General features: G+C 62.7%; 19 protein-coding genes and 1 pseudogene. 9 read left to right on the top strand and 11 right to left on the bottom strand.

Features of this window, described 5'->3' with window-relative positions; all coding sequences use genetic code 11:
• The first annotated feature begins 6 nt into the window (after nucleotides 1-6).
• Nucleotides 7-972: a FecR domain-containing protein gene (locus H0523_RS03160; protein WP_054428410.1), complete on the top strand. Its 966-nt coding sequence runs from the start codon at nucleotides 7-9 to the stop codon at nucleotides 970-972.
• 120 nt (nucleotides 973-1,092) lie between these two features.
• Nucleotides 1,093-3,570: a TonB-dependent siderophore receptor gene (locus H0523_RS03165; protein WP_231689856.1), complete on the top strand. Its 2,478-nt coding sequence runs from the start codon at nucleotides 1,093-1,095 to the stop codon at nucleotides 3,568-3,570.
• Between the two features lie 418 nt (nucleotides 3,571-3,988).
• Here H0523_RS03165 and H0523_RS03170 read toward each other — a convergent pair.
• The 3 genes and pseudogenes from H0523_RS03170 to H0523_RS03180 form a co-directional block, all read right to left on the bottom strand.
• Nucleotides 3,989-4,645, bottom strand: a pseudogene (locus H0523_RS03170) (SDR family oxidoreductase); the annotation flags it as partial.
• 142 nt (nucleotides 4,646-4,787) lie between these two features.
• A complete protein-coding gene (locus tag H0523_RS03175; protein WP_054428407.1) occupies nucleotides 4,788-5,747 on the bottom strand; it encodes an alpha/beta hydrolase in 960 nt (319 codons plus the stop codon).
• 301 nt (nucleotides 5,748-6,048) lie between these two features.
• Nucleotides 6,049-6,777, bottom strand: a complete 729-nt coding sequence (locus tag H0523_RS03180) for a dihydrofolate reductase family protein (protein ID WP_054428406.1) — start codon at nucleotides 6,775-6,777, stop codon at nucleotides 6,049-6,051.
• Nucleotides 6,778-6,992: 215 nt separating this feature from the next.
• Here H0523_RS03180 and H0523_RS03185 point away from each other — a divergent pair, with 215 nt between their 5' ends.
• On the top strand, nucleotides 6,993-7,889 hold the full coding sequence (locus tag H0523_RS03185; RefSeq protein ID WP_054428405.1) for a LysR family transcriptional regulator: 897 nt from the start codon (nucleotides 6,993-6,995) through the stop codon (nucleotides 7,887-7,889).
• 43 nt (nucleotides 7,890-7,932) lie between these two features.
• Here the strand turns inward: H0523_RS03185 and H0523_RS03190 are convergent, their stop codons facing one another.
• A complete protein-coding gene (locus tag H0523_RS03190; protein ID WP_081397565.1) occupies nucleotides 7,933-8,526 on the bottom strand; it encodes a cytochrome P460 family protein in 594 nt (197 codons plus the stop codon).
• Nucleotides 8,527-8,617: 91 nt separating this feature from the next.
• On the bottom strand, nucleotides 8,618-9,088 hold the full coding sequence (locus H0523_RS03195) for a (R)-mandelonitrile lyase (RefSeq protein ID WP_054428404.1): 471 nt from the start codon (nucleotides 9,086-9,088) through the stop codon (nucleotides 8,618-8,620).
• Between the two features lie 566 nt (nucleotides 9,089-9,654).
• Here H0523_RS03195 and H0523_RS03200 point away from each other — a divergent pair.
• From H0523_RS03200 to H0523_RS03225, 6 genes are all read left to right on the top strand, one after another.
• Entirely contained in the window at nucleotides 9,655-10,392 is a 738-nt protein-coding gene (locus H0523_RS03200) for an SDR family oxidoreductase (RefSeq protein ID WP_054428403.1), read from the top strand.
• A gap of 22 nt (nucleotides 10,393-10,414) precedes the next feature.
• Nucleotides 10,415-11,425: an aldo/keto reductase gene (locus H0523_RS03205; RefSeq protein WP_054428402.1), complete on the top strand. Its 1,011-nt coding sequence runs from the start codon at nucleotides 10,415-10,417 to the stop codon at nucleotides 11,423-11,425.
• 125 nt (nucleotides 11,426-11,550) lie between these two features.
• Nucleotides 11,551-12,618 carry an NAD(P)-dependent alcohol dehydrogenase gene (locus H0523_RS03210; RefSeq protein WP_217482961.1) on the top strand — a complete coding sequence of 356 codons (1,068 nt, stop codon included), beginning with the start codon at nucleotides 11,551-11,553 and terminating at the stop codon, nucleotides 12,616-12,618.
• A gap of 209 nt (nucleotides 12,619-12,827) precedes the next feature.
• Nucleotides 12,828-13,181 (top strand): cyclophilin-like fold protein, encoded by a 354-nt coding sequence (locus tag H0523_RS03215; RefSeq protein WP_054428401.1) that lies wholly within the window; start codon nucleotides 12,828-12,830, stop codon nucleotides 13,179-13,181.
• An 82-nt stretch (nucleotides 13,182-13,263) separates the two neighbouring features.
• Entirely contained in the window at nucleotides 13,264-13,638 is a 375-nt protein-coding gene (locus H0523_RS03220; protein ID WP_054428400.1) for a DUF2255 family protein, read from the top strand.
• A 92-nt stretch (nucleotides 13,639-13,730) separates the two neighbouring features.
• On the top strand, nucleotides 13,731-14,720 hold the full coding sequence (locus H0523_RS03225) for an aldo/keto reductase (RefSeq protein WP_054428399.1): 990 nt from the start codon (nucleotides 13,731-13,733) through the stop codon (nucleotides 14,718-14,720).
• 75 nt (nucleotides 14,721-14,795) lie between these two features.
• Here the strand turns inward: H0523_RS03225 and H0523_RS03230 are convergent, their stop codons facing one another.
• From H0523_RS03230 to H0523_RS03255, 6 genes are all read right to left on the bottom strand, one after another.
• Nucleotides 14,796-15,203 carry a GFA family protein gene (locus tag H0523_RS03230; protein ID WP_076409393.1) on the bottom strand — a complete coding sequence of 136 codons (408 nt, stop codon included), beginning with the start codon at nucleotides 15,201-15,203 and terminating at the stop codon, nucleotides 14,796-14,798.
• A 364-nt stretch (nucleotides 15,204-15,567) separates the two neighbouring features.
• Complete coding sequence (locus tag H0523_RS03235; RefSeq protein ID WP_197286516.1) at nucleotides 15,568-16,233, bottom strand: NAD(P)H-dependent oxidoreductase; 666 nt, start codon at nucleotides 16,231-16,233, stop codon at nucleotides 15,568-15,570.
• A gap of 17 nt (nucleotides 16,234-16,250) precedes the next feature.
• The gene (locus tag H0523_RS03240; protein ID WP_054428398.1) at nucleotides 16,251-17,015 is read right to left on the bottom strand and encodes an SDR family oxidoreductase; all 765 of its coding nucleotides are present in this window, start codon (nucleotides 17,013-17,015) and stop codon (nucleotides 16,251-16,253) included.
• A 262-nt stretch (nucleotides 17,016-17,277) separates the two neighbouring features.
• Nucleotides 17,278-18,687: an MFS transporter gene (locus H0523_RS03245; RefSeq protein WP_081397566.1), complete on the bottom strand. Its 1,410-nt coding sequence runs from the start codon at nucleotides 18,685-18,687 to the stop codon at nucleotides 17,278-17,280.
• 123 nt (nucleotides 18,688-18,810) lie between these two features.
• Entirely contained in the window at nucleotides 18,811-19,488 is a 678-nt protein-coding gene (locus H0523_RS03250; protein ID WP_054429200.1) for a carboxymuconolactone decarboxylase family protein, read from the bottom strand.
• A gap of 178 nt (nucleotides 19,489-19,666) precedes the next feature.
• Nucleotides 19,667-20,077, bottom strand: coding sequence for a (R)-mandelonitrile lyase (locus tag H0523_RS03255; protein ID WP_054448032.1), 411 nt, complete (start codon nucleotides 20,075-20,077; stop codon nucleotides 19,667-19,669).
• Nucleotides 20,078-20,144 lie beyond the last annotated feature (67 nt).

The following is a 20,144-nucleotide window of genomic DNA, read 5'->3' on the forward strand; positions in this document are numbered from 1 at the left end:
ACGCCGATGTCTACGGAGACACCGCTCAGCGCGCGGGATCTGCGCGCCATCAAGGAGGCCGCCACCTGGTACGCGCGCCTTAGTTCGGAAGCCACTACCGCCAACGATCGCCACGCCTGGAGCCTCTGGCTCGCCAGCGACGCCGCCCACCGCGCCGCGTGGGGCAAGGTCGAGCAGGTCTGCCGCCAGATGGGCCGCCTGCCAGGCAGCATCGCCCGCCCCACGCTGGCGCCGGCCAAGGCGTCGCGCCGCGCAGTGTTGCGTACCATCGGCCTCGTGGCAGGCGCCGGCGCCGCCTCCTGGCTGGGATGGCGCACCCTGCCGTGGGAAGGCTGGGCTGCCGACTACCACAGCGCCGTCGGCGAACGGCGCAACATCAAGCTTGCGGACGGCTCGTCCATGCTGATGGACACCGATACCGCCGTCGACGTCACGTTCGACGCCCAGGCGCGCATCCTGGACCTGCGATCGGGCGCCATTCTGGTATCCACGCATCCCGACCCCGCCGCCACGCCGCGCCCCTTCCTCGTACGAACGCGCCAGGGCACGGCCACCGCGCTAGGCACGCGTTACACGGTCAAGACCGAAGATGGCTGGACGCGCGTGGCCGTCCTGGAAAAGTCGGTCCGCATTGAGCCCGTACAAGGGCAGGGGGCCGTCGTCCTGCATGCTGGCCAGCAGGCGCGGTTCAGCCGAGACACCGTCGCCCCCCCCAAGCCAAACGACATCACTACCGCGGCATGGACTAGTGGCAACCTCGTCGCGTTGGACATGCCGCTGGGCCAACTGGCGGCCGAGCTGGGCAGATATCGGCGCGGCGGTCTGGCGTGCGACGCCGATGTTGCCCACCTGCTGGTGTCGGGCTCTTTTCCGCTGGACAACACCGATCAGGCCCTGGCCGCGTTGACGCAGGGCTTTCCGGTCAAGACCGCGCGGGTGCTGGGCTATTGGACCCGGCTTGTCGCGCGTTGAAGCGTGCGGACGCCGAGCTCAGGAACCGTCCGAATTTATTTTTGAAGAATTTGCGTCTTTGGGCCGTTTCGTTCGTCCTCTCAGGCAGAACCTTTATTTCACGTCTTCCTGAGAGACTTCATGTCGTACAACCCCTCTGTTCACTCTATTTCCGTCCGCGGCATGCGCCTGCGCGCCTTGCCGTCCCATTTGGCGCTATTGTTCATGGCGTCGGCCCTGCTTGCCTCGCCGATGCTGCATGCGCAAGGCGCCGTCATGGCCTCCGAGTCCACCGCCCGCCGCTTCGACATCCCTGGCGGGCCGCTGGCCCAAGTGATCAGCCAGTATGCAAGCGCAGCCGGCGTGGCCATCTCGTTCGATGCCGCGCAAACGCGCGGCTTGACCTCTGCCGGCGTGCATGGCGCGTATGGGGTGGATGCGGGCTTCGCGGTCGCACTGGCGGGTAGTGGACTGGAGGCCGTCCGCGGCGCGCAGGGCGCTTACACGCTGCAGGCTCTGCCCGTAGCGGGATCCGTGGTCACCCTCCCCAGCATCGCCGTGACCGGCTCCACCGAACGGCTGGCCGACGACGGCTTTGTGGCGGTGCGTTCGTCGGGCGGCACCAAGACCAATACGCCCCTGATCGAGATTCCCCAAGCTATCAGCGTCGTCAGTCGCGAAGAAATGGATCAGCGGGGCGTGCAGAACTTCAATTCCGCAGTGGCGTACACACCCGGCATTCGCGCCATCGACTATCCGGGCGGGCAGGGCGCGCCCGACATCTACCTTCGAGGTTTCCGCGCCTTCAACCTGTTCTCGACGTTCCGGGACGGCCTGCGCGCGGGGTTTAACCAGTACGACATCGATATCGAGACCTACGGGCTGGAACGGATCGACGTCATCAAGGGGCCGTCGTCCGTGCTGTACGGGCAAATCGCCCCGGGCGGGCTGGTCGACATGACGACGAAGCGCCCGACCGAAACGCCGCTGCATGAAATCGAATTGCAGGGCGGGAATTTCGACCGCCGCCAGGCCGCGTTCGACTTTGCAGGTCCGATGGATCAGGAGGGCAAGTGGCTTTACCGCATCACCGGCGTGGCGCGCAACAGTGGCACCCAGGTCGACCATTCGCCCGACGACCGGCTCTATCTGGCGCCGTCGCTGACATGGCGTCCCACCGACCGGACCAACGTCACCGTCTACGCCAGCTACCAGAAATCCAAGCGCGGCGGTTCGGAACAAAGCCTCCCGCTGACCGGCACCGTCTATGACAACCCGGCTGGCCGCTTCCCGTCGGACGTCTTCCTGGGGCAACCCGACCTGACGCACTACACGGTCGAAAACACCTCGGTCGGCTATGAAATCGAACATGCCGCCACGGAAAACTGGACCGTGCGTCAGAAGGCGCGCTACACGCACGCCGACGTGGATTACGTGTCCAGCGGCGCACGCAACAGCGCGCAACTGACCGCCGGACGCTACTACACGTTCGGCATGCAGGACCGCCCGAAAAGCACCGACACCTTCCTGGTCGACACCAATGTCGAAGGCCGCATTTCGACGGGCGCCGTGCAGCACACCGTTCTGGCGGGCCTGGACTATGGGTACTATTCCGGCCGCGAATCCCGCACCGGGGGCACCAATGGCACGGTGGACATCTTCAATCCCGTCTACACCAATACCACCACGTGGAACAGCTTCAAATCGGTGGACGGCAAGAGCCAGGTCTATCAGACCGGGTTGTATGCGCAGGACCAACTGCGCTATGAGCGCTGGATCCTGACGCTGGGCGGCCGCTATGACTGGGCCACCAACAAGGAATCCGACTATCTGTCCGATGCGTCCAGCACAGTCAACTCGGAAGCCTTCACCGGCCGTAGCGGACTGACCTATCTTTTCGACAACGGCATCGCACCGTACGTCAGCTACTCCACGTCGTTCCAGCCCGCCTCGGGCACCATGGCACCGGCACGGGGAGGCGGCAATTTTGATCCGACCAAGGGCAAGCAGTACGAAGTCGGCATCAAGTACCAGCCCCCGGGTTCCGACAGCATGATCACCGCGTCTCTGTTCCAGTTGACGCAGCAAAACGTCACGACCGCGGACCCTGTGTACTCCGGCTATTCGGTGCAGGACGGCGAGGTGCGCTCGCGCGGGCTGGAGTTGGAAGCGAAGACCTCGCAGGCCGCGGGCCTGAACGTGGCGGCGTCGTACACCTATCTGGATGCCGAGATCACCAAGGACAATGCCAATCTCGTCACCGGCGTTAGCAAGAAGGGCCTACGCCCAGCGTCGGTGCCGCGTCACATGGCGGGCCTGTTCGTCGACTACACCGTACGCACCGGGCCGCTCGCCGGGCTGGGCCTGGGCAGCGGCATCCGGTATGTTGGGTCGTCCTACAACGCGGCCAATACGATCAAGATCGGCGGGTACACCCTGGTTGATGCGGTGGTCCGATATGACCTGGGTCAGTTGAGTCAAGATCTCAAGGGCTTGCGCGCTTCGATTAGTGCGACCAACCTCTTTGATAAGCGCTATTTCACCCCGGGTTTCTACGATCAGTCCGTGTTTTACGGCAACCGGCGCGCTGTGGTGGGGACATTGAGCTATAGCTGGTGACGTCATCGAACTGCGTGCAGCAGACAAGGAATTGGCCCTTTGAAGTCTAGCAGGTTCGTATCGTCGAATGGCTGTTTCTGGGAGGGAGTGACAGTTGCCACGGGCGGGTTCCGCCCCTATGCCTATGCAGACAGTCAAAATCTCGGAATGCGGACGTTCAACGCTTTGCGAGAGAGGGCTGGAGCGTCAGTGTTGGACTAGATTTCCATTGAGGCCGTAGTATTTGAGTAGCGCTTAAACCAAGACTCGGTAACGGCGGTCTGCAAGGCCTGCGCGGATAGCGGGATCGATACCGGGCTGCGTGTCTGATAGTCATCGGCTAGGCAGGCGCACATCGCCCGCGCCAGGCGATGCGCCGGAGGGATGAGGATTTCGTCCTTAATCACGGGAGTCCGTTGCGGCTGCGGATCCATGCGGCTCAGCGGTAGGCGGCGGGCCTGTCGCCATCGGTATGAGGTTGGCTGATGCCTAGGTCTGCCTTGATGTGGCGCCCTGGTTGCTTGACGAGATCAGCCACGAAGCGACCGATGCTGGCGCGCGAGGTCTCCGTTCCCTTGAATATCTCACCTTTCCGGGTCAGTTCGACCTGCTCGATGGACTTGTCCGTGAGCCAGACAGGGCGCAGAACGGTGTAGTCCAGCGAGGACTGCTCAATCACCTGCGCTGTCTTCAGATGGGTCGGCCGGGTGTAGCCCACCATGCCCTTGTCCCAGGTGTTGAACGGCTCGGGCAACTCGTCGTAGATGCCCCCTGCGCTGATGGCGATGATGCGGCGAACGCCTACTTCCTCCATCACCCGAACGACGCCTTCCGTGAGGTCGCCCAGATCCATGCCCCCCATCGCGCTGATCACGACGTCCTGTCCTTTGATCGCCGCTCTGAGGGAATCGAGGTTCCGGGCATCGCCCTCCACGATGTGGACGCGCTGACTTTCGAAATCACGTAGGTGCTTGGCACTACGCGCAAAGAGCGTCAACTCTATGTCGCTCTGCTCCAAAAGCCGCACCGCGATTGCTCTGGCGGATTGGCCATTGGCACCCAACAAGACCACTTTCTTCATCGAGATTGTCCTCCACTGATTTGCGGCAAAGTCATCTCCATCAGTCGCGCTTTCGTCACAGCTCCGTGTTCAGCAAGAATGCCGCACCTATCTGAGTGGATGGGTGCGGCCATGGCTCAGACGCTGAAGGGTTCAGACCGTCGGATGTGACACCCGTTCAGGCCAGGTGTTTCTGGAAGAACATCGTCAGCTTGTCGAACGGGATGACGTCCAGGCGGTCGTACAGATCGGTGTGGTTGGCGCCGGGGATGATCACGAGTTCCTTGGGCTCCGCAGCCGCTGCGTAAGCGGTCTCGCTGAAGTAGCGCGAGTGCGCTTTTTCACCGTGGATGAGCAGTGCCGGGCGCGGCGAGATTTCCGCGATGTAGGTCAAGATCGGCAGGTTCATGAACGACAGCGGCGTGGTGAGGGTCCACGCTGCATTCGAGTTGATGGCGCGGGGGTGGAAGCCGCGCTTCTTGTCCTTGTAATACGCCGCGTACTCGACCACGAACTGCGGCTCACCGCCCTTGAGTTCGAGCGACACCGGGCCGTAGGCGGGCGTGCCCTTTTCCGCATCGGCCCAGCGCTGCTGGCTCAGTTGCTCCAAGGTTTGCAGGCGCTGCTCGGGCGTCGTGCTGTCGTTGTAGCCCTTGGACATGACGCGGGTCATGTCATACATGGTGCTGGTGGCGACGGCCTTGATGCGCTTGTCCACAGCGGCAGCGCCCAGCGCCATGCCGCCCCAGCCGCAGATGCCAATAATGCCGATGCGCTGGCGATCAATGTTCGATTGCAGCCCCAGATAATCGACGGCCGCGCTGAAGTCCTCGATGTTGATGTCCGGCGAGGCAACGTTCCGCGGCTCTCCGCCGCTCTCGCCTGTGTATGACGGATCGAAGGCCAGCGTAGCGAAGCCGCGCTCGGCCATCGTCTGGGCGTACAGGCCGGACGACTGTTCCTTCACGGCGCCGAACGGGCCGCTTATGGCAATGGCCGGCAGCTTGCCGATGGCATTCTTCGGCAGATACAGGTCTCCTGCCAAAGTGATGCCGTAGCGGTTCTGGAAAGTCACCTTCTTGTGACCGATCTTGTCGCTCTTGGGAAAGGTCTTGTCCCATTCTTGGGTCAGTTGCATGCGATTTACCTTTTTGGCAGTGGTGGAAGATGCAGTTGCAAAGCGGGGAGTGCCGGCAAGCAAGGCTGCAGCTCCGGCAAGAACTGCGGCGTGGATGAACTCTCGGCGAGCGGTGGAATGCCCTACGCTCGCGGTGTCGGTAATGGGTCTGCTCATGGCTGCTGGTTCACTCGAAATTGGGATGTGTCTAGAGGGGAGTCGTGTCGTAAATGCAGGCGCGGTTCGCAAAGGCTGGCCGCCACCGGCAGGCGCTGGCCGTGAGATAGCAGACAGCCTCAGGCATCCATCGGCGTCATTGCAGTCAACCATTTGCCTTCCGATCGATCGCATAGCGTAGCCACACGATCCCAGCGGCAAGCGTTTCGACGGACAGCAAGCGCAGCGACCGGCCTGCGGCGGGATGCGCGTCGTGTCTGCTTCCTTGGTACTCGAAGACACTGGGGATGCCCGCAAGACCGTCGATGCCCGGATACACCAGCAGACTGATCTCGTCGATCAGGTCGGCCTTGAGGAAAGCGCCGTTGATGGTGCCACCGCCTTCCAGCAGGATCGTGTCGATGCCGAACGTGGTGCCCAGCGTTTCCATCGCGGCAGCCAGATCTTGCCCCTGGGCACCTGCGAACAGATAAGACACGCCATCTGCGCGCAGTTGGCCCAGGTACTCGTCGGTCACGTGTTCGCCTAAGATCGCCACCAGATGATCCGTCCCGATATGGTCCACTCCATAGTGGAGCTTGCCGCTGGGATCGACCGCGACAGCAAGAGTGCGCTCCTGCCGGTTTCCGACATGGGGGCTGCGCGTCAGTGTGGTGGCGGGCGCTTCATGGAGTTGGGGCGAGGGCGCACCGACCATCTCGGACATCGTCTTGCGGCCAACGATCCAGCCTTGCCCTCCCAATCGGTTGGCGGCGTCTTCATAGATTTTGAGAATCGTATTCGGCTGCGCGCCTTCAGGCAGCGGAGTCCATCGGCCTGACAAAAGCCGGCCATCAATGGAGCCGATCATGTGGCAAATGACTTTCGGACGCATAAATCTTCCTTGGTAAGAAGTGCCGGTTATCTTCAATCCCCTTCCGTGACGTGAGCGCGGTTTCCCAGTTCGAAGGTGCGATGACGATGGTGGGGTTGGGGCTAGGTCTGACAGCAGAAAATCCTGCACGCAAGCTGGCTGTTGACATTGTTGCAAAAAGGCGGAAACCCGATAAGCTGGTAAAATTGGCATGCACCCATGAAGGAGTTTCATGAATGTCCCGTGACAACTACAGCGGACTTCTCGCATTCGTGACCGTTGCCCGCGAGGGCAGTTTCACGCGGGCGGCAGCGCAGTTGGGCGTTTCGCAGTCAGCGCTGAGCCACACCATCCGAACACTGGAAAGCAGCTTGGGGATTCGGCTTCTGACGCGCACGACCCGCAACGTGTCACCGACCGAGGCAGGTGAACGCCTGTACCAGAACATCTCGCCCCAGATGGCCGAGATCGACGCACAGGTCCAGGCATTGAGCGAATTCCGAGACCAACCGACCGGGACCGTGCGCATCACCGCGACCGACTATGCGATCAGGACCATCCTCTGGCCCAAGCTGTCCAAATTTCTTGTGGACTACCCGGATATCAAGATCGAACTGATCTGCGACTACGGCCTCACCGACATCGCGGCCGATCGCTACGACGCGGGCGTGCGCTTCGGCGAACAACTTGCGCAGGACATGATCGCGGTACGGATCGGTCCCGACGAGCGTTTTGCGCTGGTCGGCACAAAGGGGTATTTCGCCAGGAATCCGCCGCCTGCGACGCCGCACGATCTGGTCAATCATCGGTGCGTGAACCTGCGTCTGCCCACGCACGGTGGCCTCTATGCCTGGGAATTCCAGAAAAAAGGCGGCCGGGAGTTCAACGTCCGTGTCGAGGGGCAACTGGTCTTCAACGGCATCTATGAAGTGCTTGACGGGGCGCTGGCCGGGCTGGGGCTGGCTTATGTGCCGGAGATCCTGGCTCAGCCGCACATCGCCAAGGGGCGCCTGGTGCGCATTCTGGAGGAGTGGTGTCCCTTGTGGTCGGGCTACCATCTGTACTACCCGAGCCGACGGCAGCCATCGCAGGCGATGAAACTGGTGACCGAAGCGCTGCGATACCAGCCCTAACCGGACATTCCCTGTCCAGGCGTTTCTCGCGGGGACGGGGCGCTTACTCCGTCGCCGCCGCAGGTGTATCGTTGCCGGATGCGGCCAGCATGCCGATCACCTCATGATCCAGCATCGGCCCGTGCCCACGGGTCGGACTGGGGGCCAGCGCCTGGTGCAGCGCGTTCTCCAATTGGCGGACCGCCGCGCTCTTGATGCGGTCGAGCGTGAACACATAGTCCCGGCTGGCCTGCCCCTTGTGGCAGCCCATGCAGCGTGACACGTTTTCGGAACGATTCACCGTACGGTCGGGATGAAACGCTTGGAACTCCCAATCGCCATTGCGCGTGGCCTCGGGGTAACGCTCACCCCAACCAATGCGCTTTTCCATGACGATGTAGCGAAACAGCTTGCCTTCGCGGTAGTCCTCCATGGTGATGACCGTGCCGCTGGGCAGGGGCTTGCCGCTCTTGGCGGCGCTGATGGCATTCCGGCTGGTGAAGATTTCCTCGCGAATGCCGCCGCGCTCGACGGTGGCGTAGTGAACGCCTTGCCGGTAGTTTGCAGGGAAATCGACGCGATCATTGCCTTGTGCCAGTGCGCCCTGACCAACCAAGACGCTAGTCAGTAGACCAGCGAGCAAATACTTGCGTTCCATAGTGCTCCATTCGTCTTATGGCGGGAAACCCGCCGCGGGGCATTTACGCCCCGTGCGGCGAACCCATCGTGGATGCAAGCCGCGGTCGGGCTTACTTTTTCTCGCTGTAGTCCTTGTCGCTGACCAGTTCTTGCCAGGTGACGTTGGAGCCATCCTTCATATAGGAAACAGCAATGTGGGACATGCCGGTCTTGTCGGTCGCGCCGTGCCAGTGCTTGACGCCGGCCGGAATCCATACCACATCGCCAGAGTTGATCACGCGGCGCGCCTGGCCTTCCTGCTGGACCCAGCCTTGGCCGCCGGTGACGATGAGCATCTGACCGGCAGGATGGGTGTGCCAGGCCGTGCGTGCCCCCGGTGCGAAGATCACCTCGCCGAACGTGGCGTGCGACTCCGCGGTAGCGGGAAAGAGCGGGTCGACGACGGCGTGGCCGGAGAAGTACTTCTTGTCTCCGATGCTCGACGGATTGGTGCCGTTGGGCGTGATCTGGATGTTCTGTGCATGCACAGTGCCAGCGCCCAGGAGTGCGAATAGGGAAATTGCTGCAAGCGTCTTTTTCATAGGTTGCCCCGCGAGGTGGTTGAGGTTGGAGGGTCAGGGGACTGCCCGCCGTGTACCCGTTTTTCGGCGGCGGAACCCACTGCAAGAGCGGCGGCTTTGGTTACTCGCCTACGCGTAATCGCAAGGTGAGGCTGGATGACAGACGTATCCCGTCATCAAAAAGGCGGCCCGATCCATGTTTGTATCAGAGGCCTGCCGTGGGATTAAGCGGGTGAGTCCGCAAGCGGCCATGAAGGAATTTCATCAATCCAGTGTGGCGAAGGATCGAAGAATAGCGGTGTAACACTGCTGTCAATTTAGCTGCCAATATGCAGTTTTATGAAAACGGCTCATGGCTACATTCGTCAAAGGCCTATTTATCAATGTGCGCAGTCGTATTCAAATTGACCCATCGGAAGCAGGCCTGCGAAGCTGTTGAAAGCTAGGCGCTTGCGCTTGGATATTGGAAGCATCGCCCGGCTGGAGAGCGCACTGCCATCGGTCATCTCCAGTGGAATGTCTATAGGCATGGGTTTGGTGCTGCGCGCGCAGTGCTGCAAAACGTATTTCAGAAAGGAAAAAATCACATGACACAGAACATCGAAGGCAGGGTAGTCGTCATCACCGGCGCAAGCAGCGGCCTGGGCGAGGCCACCGCCCGGTTGCTGGCCCGGCAAGGGGCCAAGCTGGTCTTGGGCGCGCGGCGAATCGACAGGTTGCAGGCATTGGCGCGCGAACTCAAGCTGGACGATCAGGCCGTCGTGCAGACCGACGTGACTGACCGCGCGCAGGTGCAGCGCCTCGTCGATCGCGCAGTGCAGCTCCACGGCCGCGTGGACGTGATGCTCAACAACGCGGGCCTGATGCCCAGCGCGATGCTGGAAAAACTCCACGTGGACGAGTGGGACCGCATGATCGACGTGAACATCAAGGGCGTGCTGTACGGCGTGGCCGCCGCGCTGCCGGTGATGCAGGCCCAGAAGAGCGGGCACTTCATCAACGTGGCCTCGGTGGCCGGCCACAAGGTCGGCCCCGGCGGCACGGTCTATGCGGCCACCAAGCACGCGGTGCGGGTGATCTCCGAAGGCCTGCGCCAAGAGGTCAAACCCTACAACATCCGCACCACCATCGTTTCGCCCGGCGCAGTGGCTACGGAGCTGATCGACAGCATCACCGACTCGGACGTGGCCGCCGGCATGCGCAAGACCTACGAGCAGGCCATCCCGGCCGAATCGTTCGCGCGCGTCGTCGCGTTCGCGATGAGCCAGCCCGAGGACGTGGACATCAACGAAGTGCTGTTCCGTCCGACCAGCCAAGCCTATTGATCACGAGAGAGCCAATCGAACCATGGATTACCGTTACCTGGGCCAAAGCGCCCTGAAGGTCTCACCCTTGTGCCTGGGCGCAATGATGTTCGGCGGCGAAACCGATGAGGCCACGTCGCAGCGCATCATCGCCAAGGCGGGCGACCAGGGCGTCAACTTCATCGATACCGCGGACGTCTATCACGCCGGCCGCTCCGAGGAGATCATCGGACGCGCCATCGCCGACGACCGCGACCGCTGGGTGGTCGCCACCAAGTTCGGCTTCCCGGCGTCGGGTACGGCCGGCCCGAACGAGCAAGGCCAGTCGCGCCGCTGGATCTACCAATCGGTGGAGGCCAGCCTCAAGCGCTTGGGCTCCGACTACATCGACCTGCTGTATTTCCATCGCGCAATCCCGGGCCTGCCGCTCGAAGAAAGCGTACGCGCCGTGGGCGACCTGATCCGCCAGGGCAAGGTGCGGTACTTCGGCCTGTCCAATTTCCGCGGCTGGCGCATTGCCGAAGTGGCGCGCATCGCCGACCAGCTCGGCATCGACCGTCCGGTCGCCAGCGAGCCGCTCTACAACATCGTCGATCGCACGGCCGAAGTCGAGCAATTGCCCGCCGCGGGCCACTACGGCCTGGGTGTCGTTTCTTACAGCCCGCTGGCGCGCGGCGTGCTCTCGGGCAAGTACGCCGTGGACGCGCCGCCGCCATCCGACAGCCGTGCCGGCCGTGGCGACAAGCGCATGCAGCAGACCGAGTGGCGGCCTGAATCGCTGAAGGTCGCCCAGGCCATCGCGGCACGCGCTGTCGAGCACGACACGACCTCGATCGCCTTCGCCCTGGCCTGGGTGCTGAACAACCGTCTGGTCAGCTCCACCATCGCCGGCCCCCGTACCGAGGCGCAGTGGGACAGCTACCTCGAAGCCCTGACGGTGCAGCTCACCGCGGACGACGAGCGTTTCGTCGATGCGCTGGTGCCGCCCGGCCATGCCTCGACGCCGGGCTACACCGATCCTGGCTATCCAGTGGAGGGGCGTCGGGTCGGATGAACACCGATGACTTTGGCATACCCGATCGAGGCACCGAGGCGATCTGATCCGGTTTCCGCAATGGCCCTGTCGGCGGCTCTGGTTGGCAGAGCCATTGCAGGGAAGACAACAAAGAATGTGAGTTGATGATGAAGACCGTAGGCTACGCCGCGCATAGCGCGGACACCCCGCTGGCGCTGTTCGAGTTCGAGCGGCGCGAACTGCGGAACAACGACGTTGCGATGGAGGTTCTCTATTGCGGCGTGTGCCACTCTGACCTGCATACCGCCCGCAACGATTGGGGCGGCACGCTGTATCCGATCGTGCCCGGCCACGAGATCGTGGGCCGCGTCACCCAGGTTGGCGCCGGCGTCAGCAAGTTCCGCGTTGGCGATCACGTCGCCGTGGGCTGCATGGTGGATTCTTGTCAGCATTGTGACCAATGCGACGAGGGACATGAACAGTTTTGCCGTGAGGGCTTGGTCGGCACTTACTCGGGCCTGGATCGCATCACAGGCGATGCTACCCAAGGTGGCTACGCCAAGCACCTCATCGTGCGTGAGGAGTTTGTGCTGTCCATCCCCGAAGGGCTGGATCTGTCGCGGGTGGCGCCGCTGCTGTGCGCGGGCATCACCACGTACTCGCCGCTGCGGACCTGGAATATCCAGCATGGCAGCCGGGTAGCGGTGATCGGATTGGGCGGCCTGGGTCACATGGCGGTCAAGCTCGCAGCCGGCATGGGGGCGCACGTCACGGTACTGGGCCGAACCGACGCCAAGGCCGTGGATGCCAAGGCGCTGGGTGCCCACGAATTCATCGTCTCGGCCGATCCGGCGGCAATGAGCGCGGCGCAGTCGCGTTTCGACCTCATCATCGACACGGTGCCAGTGGAGCACGACCTCACGCCCTACCTGCCGTTGCTGGATGTGGATGGCACGCTGACACTGGTCGGCCAGATCGGGGGCATTCCGCAGACGACTTCTGTGCCGCTCATCATGGGACGTCGCCGCGTGGCGGGCTCTCTGATTGGCGGCATCCGCGAAACGCAGGAGATGCTCGAATTCTGCGCCAAGCGGAACATCCTGCCCGAATGCGAAATGATCCGCATGGACGAGATCAACGAAGCCTTCGAGCGCATGGAACGCTCCGACGTCCACTATCGCTTCGTCATCGACATGTCGTCGCTGTCGGCGGATGCGCGCAAGGCGGCGTGATGCGAAGGACAACTCTGCACCCTGTGGCCCGCGTTGCACGTGGGGAGCTTGGCACCCTTTCGGGCGATCGGGTGGTACGCAGGAACGCCAGATGGCTTGGATTGGGCGTGCTGTGCGCCGCCGCGTTGTCGGTGGCCACCGGCGCCATAGCGGGCGATGCCTCCAGCCCTTCTTCAAGGAGGTCCTCGACACAGGAACAACATCGCGCCATGCAGATCAGCATCGACATCGAAGGAACCACCCTCACTGCCACCTTGGACGATAACGACAGCTCCCGGGACTTCGCCTCCCTGCTGCCGTTGTCGCTGACGCTGGACGATTACGCCGCAACGGAGAAGGTTAGCGACCTGCCTCGGAGGTTGTCCACCAAGGACGCGCCTGCGGGGACAGCCGCCAAGGCAGGCGACCTGACCTACTACTCGCCCTGGGGCAACCTGGCGATTTTTTACAAGGACTTCCGACACGCCAGCGGACTGGTGAAGCTCGGCTCGCTGGACTCGGGCGTCGAGATCATGCGCCGGCCGGGGCCTCTCAAGGTCACCATCCGAAAGGCAACGCAGTAAATAGGCAGAGCTGTCGGCCAGCTTCGTACCAGGCATCGGCTGCGCCGCTCCGGCGCCGGCATCTATATTCCGGAGAACGAGCATGTGGAATCAAGAACAACTCGACCGCATCGTGGATGCGGACGACCTGAAAATCTCGCCGTTGCGCAACGATGGCAAAACCTACGGCACACCAACCTGGATCTGGTGCGTGCAGGTGGACGGCGAACTGTACGTGCGTGGCTATAGCGGCACGGCCTCTCGCTGGTACCAGGCCGCAATCAAGCAGCGGGCAGGCCGCATTTCGGCGGCAGGATCGGTGATCGACGTCACGTTCGAGCCGGTCGCCGGCCCCACCAACGACGCGATCGACTCCGCATACCGGGCCAAGTATTCCACCAGCCAGTACCTGCGGCCGATGATCAGCGACCGTGCGCGGGCGGCGACGGTGAGGGTGCTTCCGCGCGATCCCGCCTGATCCCATCCGCTGGGAATCAGCAGAGAGCAGCGGGAGGCCGCAGCGGCCTGCTGAAGACAAGGCCGTGTTGGACATGCTAAAGGAGCACGTATATGCAATATGCACATCTCGGGCGTTCTGGCCTCAAAGTCAGCCGCCTGTGTCTCGGCACCATGAACTTCGGCGATGTGACGGACGAAGCGGCAGCCCACCACATCATGGACGTCGCGGTCGAATCAGGCATCAACTTCTTCGACACCGCCGACGTCTATGGCGGCCCGCAGACGCCGGACATGGATAAGGGCTTCGGCATCTCAGAGGAAATCATCGGGCGCTGGCTGGCGCAGGACAGCACGCGGCGCGACGGCATCGTGCTGGCCACCAAGGTCTACCAGCCCATGGGGCTGGGGCCCAATGACCGCCGGCTGTCCGCATACCACATCAGGAAAGCGTGCGAGGATAGCCTGCGCCGCCTGCAAACCGACCACATCGACCTGTACCAGATGCATCACATCGACCGGCACACGCCCTGGGACGAGGTCTGGCAGGCGATGGAACTGCTGGTCCAGCAAGGCAAGGTGCTGTACGTCGGCAGCAGCAACTTCGCTGGCTGGGACATTGCCACGGCCCAGGCGGCGGCTCAGTCGCGGCATTTCATGGGGTTGGTGTCCGAGCAGAGCCTATACAACCTGAGCACGCGCACCGTCGAGCTGGAGGTGATTCCGGCCTGCCGGCATCTGGGGGTGGGCCTTCTGCCTTGGAGCCCCTTGGGTCGCGGGCTGCTGGCCGGCATGCAGGAGAAGCAAGCCGTGGAGGGCCGCCGTGCAAGGCTTGTCCGAACCACGTTGGCACGGCACGAGACGCAGCTTCAGGCCTACGAAGCGCTGTGCGGCGATCTCGGGGAAGCCCCCGCCGTGATTGCATTGGCGTGGCTGCTCAACAATCCGGACGTGACCGCCCCAATCGTCGGTCCCCGGACCGTCGAGCAACTCCGGCAGGCACTTCAGGCGCTGGAGATCTCGTTCTCCGACGATACGCTGCGCTGCCTGGATGACATCTGGCCTGGGCCGGGCGGTGAGTCGCCCCAAGCCTATGCGTGGTAAAGCCGCGCTGGTGGATCCTGCACTACAGGCCGAACTCGTGCAGTGCCTCGAAGCCTGGACGGGCCGCCAAGCGCGTCATGGCTGTCCTGCAAATTCCTCCGTACCCTCCAGGCGTGGGAGCCACGGATACCGTCTCCCGGTCCAGATTTGTCGTATGGGTTGCCCTAAATCGTAGCGCTGTTTGAGCGCGCCGACTCGTAAAGAGTAGGTTGCAGGATTCTCGGCCGCTAATGAGTACACCGGCCCGCCACAATCACCGCAAAAGCCGTGGATGCGCTTGGCGCCGCTGTCTCCGACCTTGAGGTATTTCTTCGGACTTCCACTGGTGAGGCGAAATGTCTCCGCAGGCGCTGGGATGTTCATTCGGAACGCCGAGCCCGACTGCATTTGGCAATCCGCACAGTTGCAGATCATGACGGTTCCGGGCTCCACCTCCGCTTCGTAGGTGATGGCACCGCAATGACATTGGCCTTCGACTTTCATGGCAGCTCCATAGGACGTGACAAGGGCTCAGTGGCTCGCCTGATGTGCTGGCGAAACACCGTGGACGCGAGGTCGATGCTCGCTCAAAGGACTACGAAGTAATTCTGGCCACTAGCGAAAGCCGCGATGGGATCTCAAACTTGCCTGGTACCTTGCCAAGTTATGGGCGTACATCGTTTTCGGCATTCGACGTTCAGCCAAGGCGCCGTTGTCGACCTAGACCCGTCGTGCGCCTGGCCCGCTTCGCCTGTGAGCAAGGGCGCTGTATGCGCCTGATTTCGCGGCACCGTCATCGGGCATGGACCTGTGACTTTTCGTATACCCCAAGTATCGGTCATCACGGATTTTTTGTGCAACCTTGCTGTCAGAGCCTTGCAGTCAGGGCTTGCTGATACTCACGCAGCGCCGAGGTATTGCCGGAGGCGGCGAAAAAGCACAGCGGCTTGGCGAACGTCATGCCCGTGTATTTCGCACTGGCACGAAGCGGAGTCAGTACCTCGTCGATAGTGAAGCCCAGGCGTCCCTTAGGAGAGTAGGCATCTTCCGGGCCGGCTGTCGTGGTCACGACGAACAGCTCCTTGCCCCTGAGTTCAGGCGGTGGGCCCGATCCCCAAACCTCGTTCATGTAGGCCTTGAGCATGGGCGTGAGGTTGAACCAATGGATCGGGAAAATGAACACCAGCCGCTCCATCTGCTCGTAGAGTTTGCGCTCCGCCGCGCGGTCAAAGCCGCGCATGTTATCGCCGTAGACGGACTCCAGGTTCCTGAACATCGCGCCGTTTGCTTTCTGAGCCACCTCCCACAACGCCTTGTTGACGACAGAACGGTCGGGATAAGGATGGGAGGCAATGATCAGCGTCTTTGCCCCGACGTGCGAGGGCTGGGCCTGGGCGTTCGCGGTGGCCATCAGCGCGGGCATGGCCGCGCCGATGGCCACCGTCGCCCCAGCTTTCAGAATGTCGCGGCGACCCGCATCGGCGACGCCCTCGCCATCCATGATTCCAGGCATGGAGCCTTTGGGTTCGGACATGAGTACTCCTGTATTGCCTAGCGCGCGGTGTAGCCGCCATCGACGGCCAGCGCATGGCCGATCACGAAGGTCGAACCCGGACCGCACAGCCAGAGTACGGCAGAGGCAATTTCCTCGGGCTTGCCCAGGCGGCCGATCGGCTGCTCCTTGAGCATTTCCTTGATCAGATCATCCTCGCCGCCAGAAATCATGCTGTCGAGCATCGGCGTGCTGATGATTCCGGGGCACACGGCATTGATGCGGATGCCACGCGCGGCGTAGTCAAGCGCCGCGCTTTTGGTCAGGCCGAGTACGCCGTGCTTGGTTGCGTGATACGCCGACCGCCCCGCGACACCCACCAGCCCTCCCAGGGAGGAGCAGTTGACGATTGCACCACTGCCTTGTTTACGCATCTGGATCAGCTCGTACTTCATGCAGTTCCACACGCCGCGCAGGTTGATACTGTTGACGCGATCAAACTCTTCCCCATCCATGTCGGCGACCTCCACGGGCGGGCTTTGCACGCCAGCGTTGTTGAAGGCCGCATCCAGGCGTCCGAACTTGGTCACGGCTTGCTCAACCATGGACTTGACCTGCGCCTCGTCGGCCACGTCGCAGCGCACGGCAAGCGTCTGAGCGCCACCCGCTGCCAGCTCATCGGCAGCCGCGCGAACTGCCGCCTCGTTCACGTCGGCCAGCACGACCGCTGCGCCCGCCGATGCGAACGCCTTGGCGGTCGCCAGGCCCATGCCCGAAGCGGCGCCCGTAACTAGGGCTACCTTGCCTGCAAATGAATCACTCATATCAGTACTCCAATCTCGATTCGACATGGTGAGATTTAAGTACGACTTCGCTTATTGATAAATACCCATAACCGGGATGCAGCTATGAAATCGCTTCATGAAAAGGATGTCGAGCAATCTTCCCCCGACTCGCAAAGCATGAAATTGTGCTGTCGCGGCTTTGCCCATCTCGGCCAAACAAGGAAGGTTTCCAAGTGGTTATGGCCGCACGACAGGTAAGCACCGCGGCGATTGAGAGGTAGGTTAGTCAAAAAATTGCTGGTTATCCATTGAACTCAGGTGTTCCTGAAGAGTGAAGCCCAAATGCCATCACCGCAGTGACCAGCGCAATACCGGCTGCCACTAACAGACTGATGCGCATGCCCGCCGTGAAACTGGATGCCTGCGACAGAAGTGCTCCGAACACCGCCACGGCAAGCGCACCTCCCACTTGCCGGCATGTGTTGAACACGCCGCTGGCCGTCCCCGCCAACGCACCTGGCACGCTAGACAACAGCACGGCCGTCACCGGCGGGGCGACGAATGGACCTGCCAAGCCGACCAGCACCATCAGCGCGGCGATCCACACCACGGGCGCGGTGGGCGGAAGCAGCGCCACCGCCGCCAACCCGGCTGCCATGCTCACTAGACCACTCACGATCATCGTCCGCGCGCTGAAGCGCCGTACCAGGCGCGCACTGAACGGCGTCAGCACAAGCCCAATCAACATCATCGGCAGGAAGGCCACGCCGGTTTCCGGCGCCGAGAGGCCCCGCTGCTGCTGCAGATACAGGCTTATCACGAATGGCAGGCCGAAGTAGCCGACCATGAACGTAAAGCCGACGACCATCGAAATCCGAGCATTGCGCGGCGCCAGCAGCCCCGGCGGCACCATGGGATTCGCCCGGCGGAGTTGCGACCATGCGAAAGCTGCCAGCGCAACCAGCGCCATTGCAAAGGCCGCCAGCACCGGCATTGCGCCCGGCCCTTGTACGCCCGCCTCGATCGCCCCGTAGATCAGCGCTCCCATGGCGACTATGGCCATCACCTGCCCCACCGCGTCGAAAGGCGCGGGACGGCGTGGTGAAGCAGGCGTACGCGCAAGAAACGCCAGGGTCAACAGGCCGACAGGTAGGTTGACGAAGAAGATCCAGCGCCAATCCAGCGAAACCAGCCATCCGCCGATGACCGGGCCGGACGTGGCCGCCACGGAGCCGCCCATGGCCCACAGCGCCACCGCGTGCCCGCGCCGGATCGGGTCGGGATACGCCTGGCGGATCAGCGCCATGGAGGCCGGCATCATGGCCGCGGCGCCGACACCTTGCGCCAGGCGCGCTGCCACCAGCACCGCCAACGACGGGGCCCATCCACAAGCCATCGATGCCAGGACGAACACCACCAGTCCCATGCCGAACGCCCGCCGCGCGCCAATGCGGTCAACCAGCGCCCCGGCCGACAGCAGCAGCGCGCCGAACATCAGGGTGTAGCCATCCACCACCCACTGCAGGCCGTCCACACTGGCACCCAGATCGTGGGCGAGCGTCGGCAGCGCGACGTTGACCACCACCGCGTCCAGCGTGATCACGAAGAACCCCAGAAGCGCCGCAATCAGGGTCGCCTGCGCGCGGCGTCGCGTGTCTTTTGCTGAACCGCCCTGCATGTGTGTGGAGGCAACGGCGGCGTCAGATGGCATATGACAAGGCCGTCTTGATGGCGCATCGTTCGCTTGTGGCAGTGCGGCCAGGCGTGACCTTGGTCGCGACGGAGGTTGAACCGAGCCGCGGAGTCAACTTGGCGTCATGTGTGGCGGCAATGCTCACTTTGCCGCCTTGGTAGCCAATTGTCGCTCCAGCGCCTCGTTCGCACGGCGAGCCATATCGGCATCCGCGCGCTCGCCGAGCACGTGGGTAAGCTGACGCAACTGCGTCGCAGTGAGGCCCGTATTCAGGCTGATCTTCATGTGCGCCTGCAACTGCGGCTCGGCGCCGGGCAGCGCCGACAGCATACTCACGGTGGCCAGTTCTCGGCTTTGCCAGTCGAGGTTGTCGCGCTCGAAGATGTCACCGAAAAGATGGGTGCGCAGATATTCGTTCGCCACGGGGGCGAAGTCGAACAATGGACCTTCCACAGGCCCGCCCGATAGCTTGGTCTGGTTGGCCTTTCCCGTAGCCAGGAGCGCGTCGCCCTTCGGGATGGGACGGCTGGGTTCACGACCGGGTGCATCCTGGATGCCGCGCTGCTTGCGTATTTCCAGCACCTTCATCAGTTCGCCCAGCGCGTTGAGGCTGCGCGGAAAGCCGGCGTAGGCGTAGAGCTGCACCAGGATTTCCTTGGTGTCGCTGATCGTCATGCCAGCGTCCAGCCCCTGATTCAGGGCGGCGTTCAGCTTGGCCATGTCACCTGCAGCCGCAAACGCTCCGATGGGTACGATGGCTTGTTGACGGACCGTAAGGGATTCGGCGGCGCTGGGCGCGCCAGCGGAAACTTGATTCATTTGCTTGGCCTCCTGTGCATGGGTTGCTTGGCTCAGTGCCGCGACCAGACCGAGGGTCACCGCCAACACGGCAGGGCGAAGAGGCGCTTTCCTGTGCCTATCGGATTGGGTTGCACGGGATTCGCGCATAGTGCGGTGGAACGAGTACATGGGTGTCCTTTCCTTAAAGTGAGGCGGCTCAGCCTTTGGGCGGGCCAGCAAGGTATTGCGCGTCGGTGACGTGTTCCATCCATTCGACGTTCTTGCCATCGAGTGCTTCCTGAATGGCGATATGGGTCATGGCTGTGGTCGGCGACGCACCGTGCCAATGCCGATGACCCGGCGGGCACCAGATGACATCGCCGGCGCGGATCTCGACGATAGATTCGCCTTCGCACTGCGTCCAACCGCAGCCAGCGGTGACGATCAGTGTTTGTCCCAACGGATGGGTGTGCCACGCCGTGCGCGCACCGGGCTCAAAAGTCACGGCTGCGCAAGAAACACGAGCAGGCGCCGGAGCGCTGTTCAGGGGGTCAATGCGAACCGTCCCCGTGAACCACTCGGCAGGCCCTCTTGTGGAAGGTTGAGAACCAGCGCGTTTGAGTTCCATGGCTATTCCTTTCATTGCATGAGAGTGAACATGGCTCGCTACAGCCCCTGTGCGGTGATCTGCGCGG

The organism is Achromobacter insuavis (genome assembly GCF_902859645.1).
Taxonomy (GTDB): Bacteria; Pseudomonadota; Gammaproteobacteria; order Burkholderiales; family Burkholderiaceae_B; genus Achromobacter; species Achromobacter insuavis.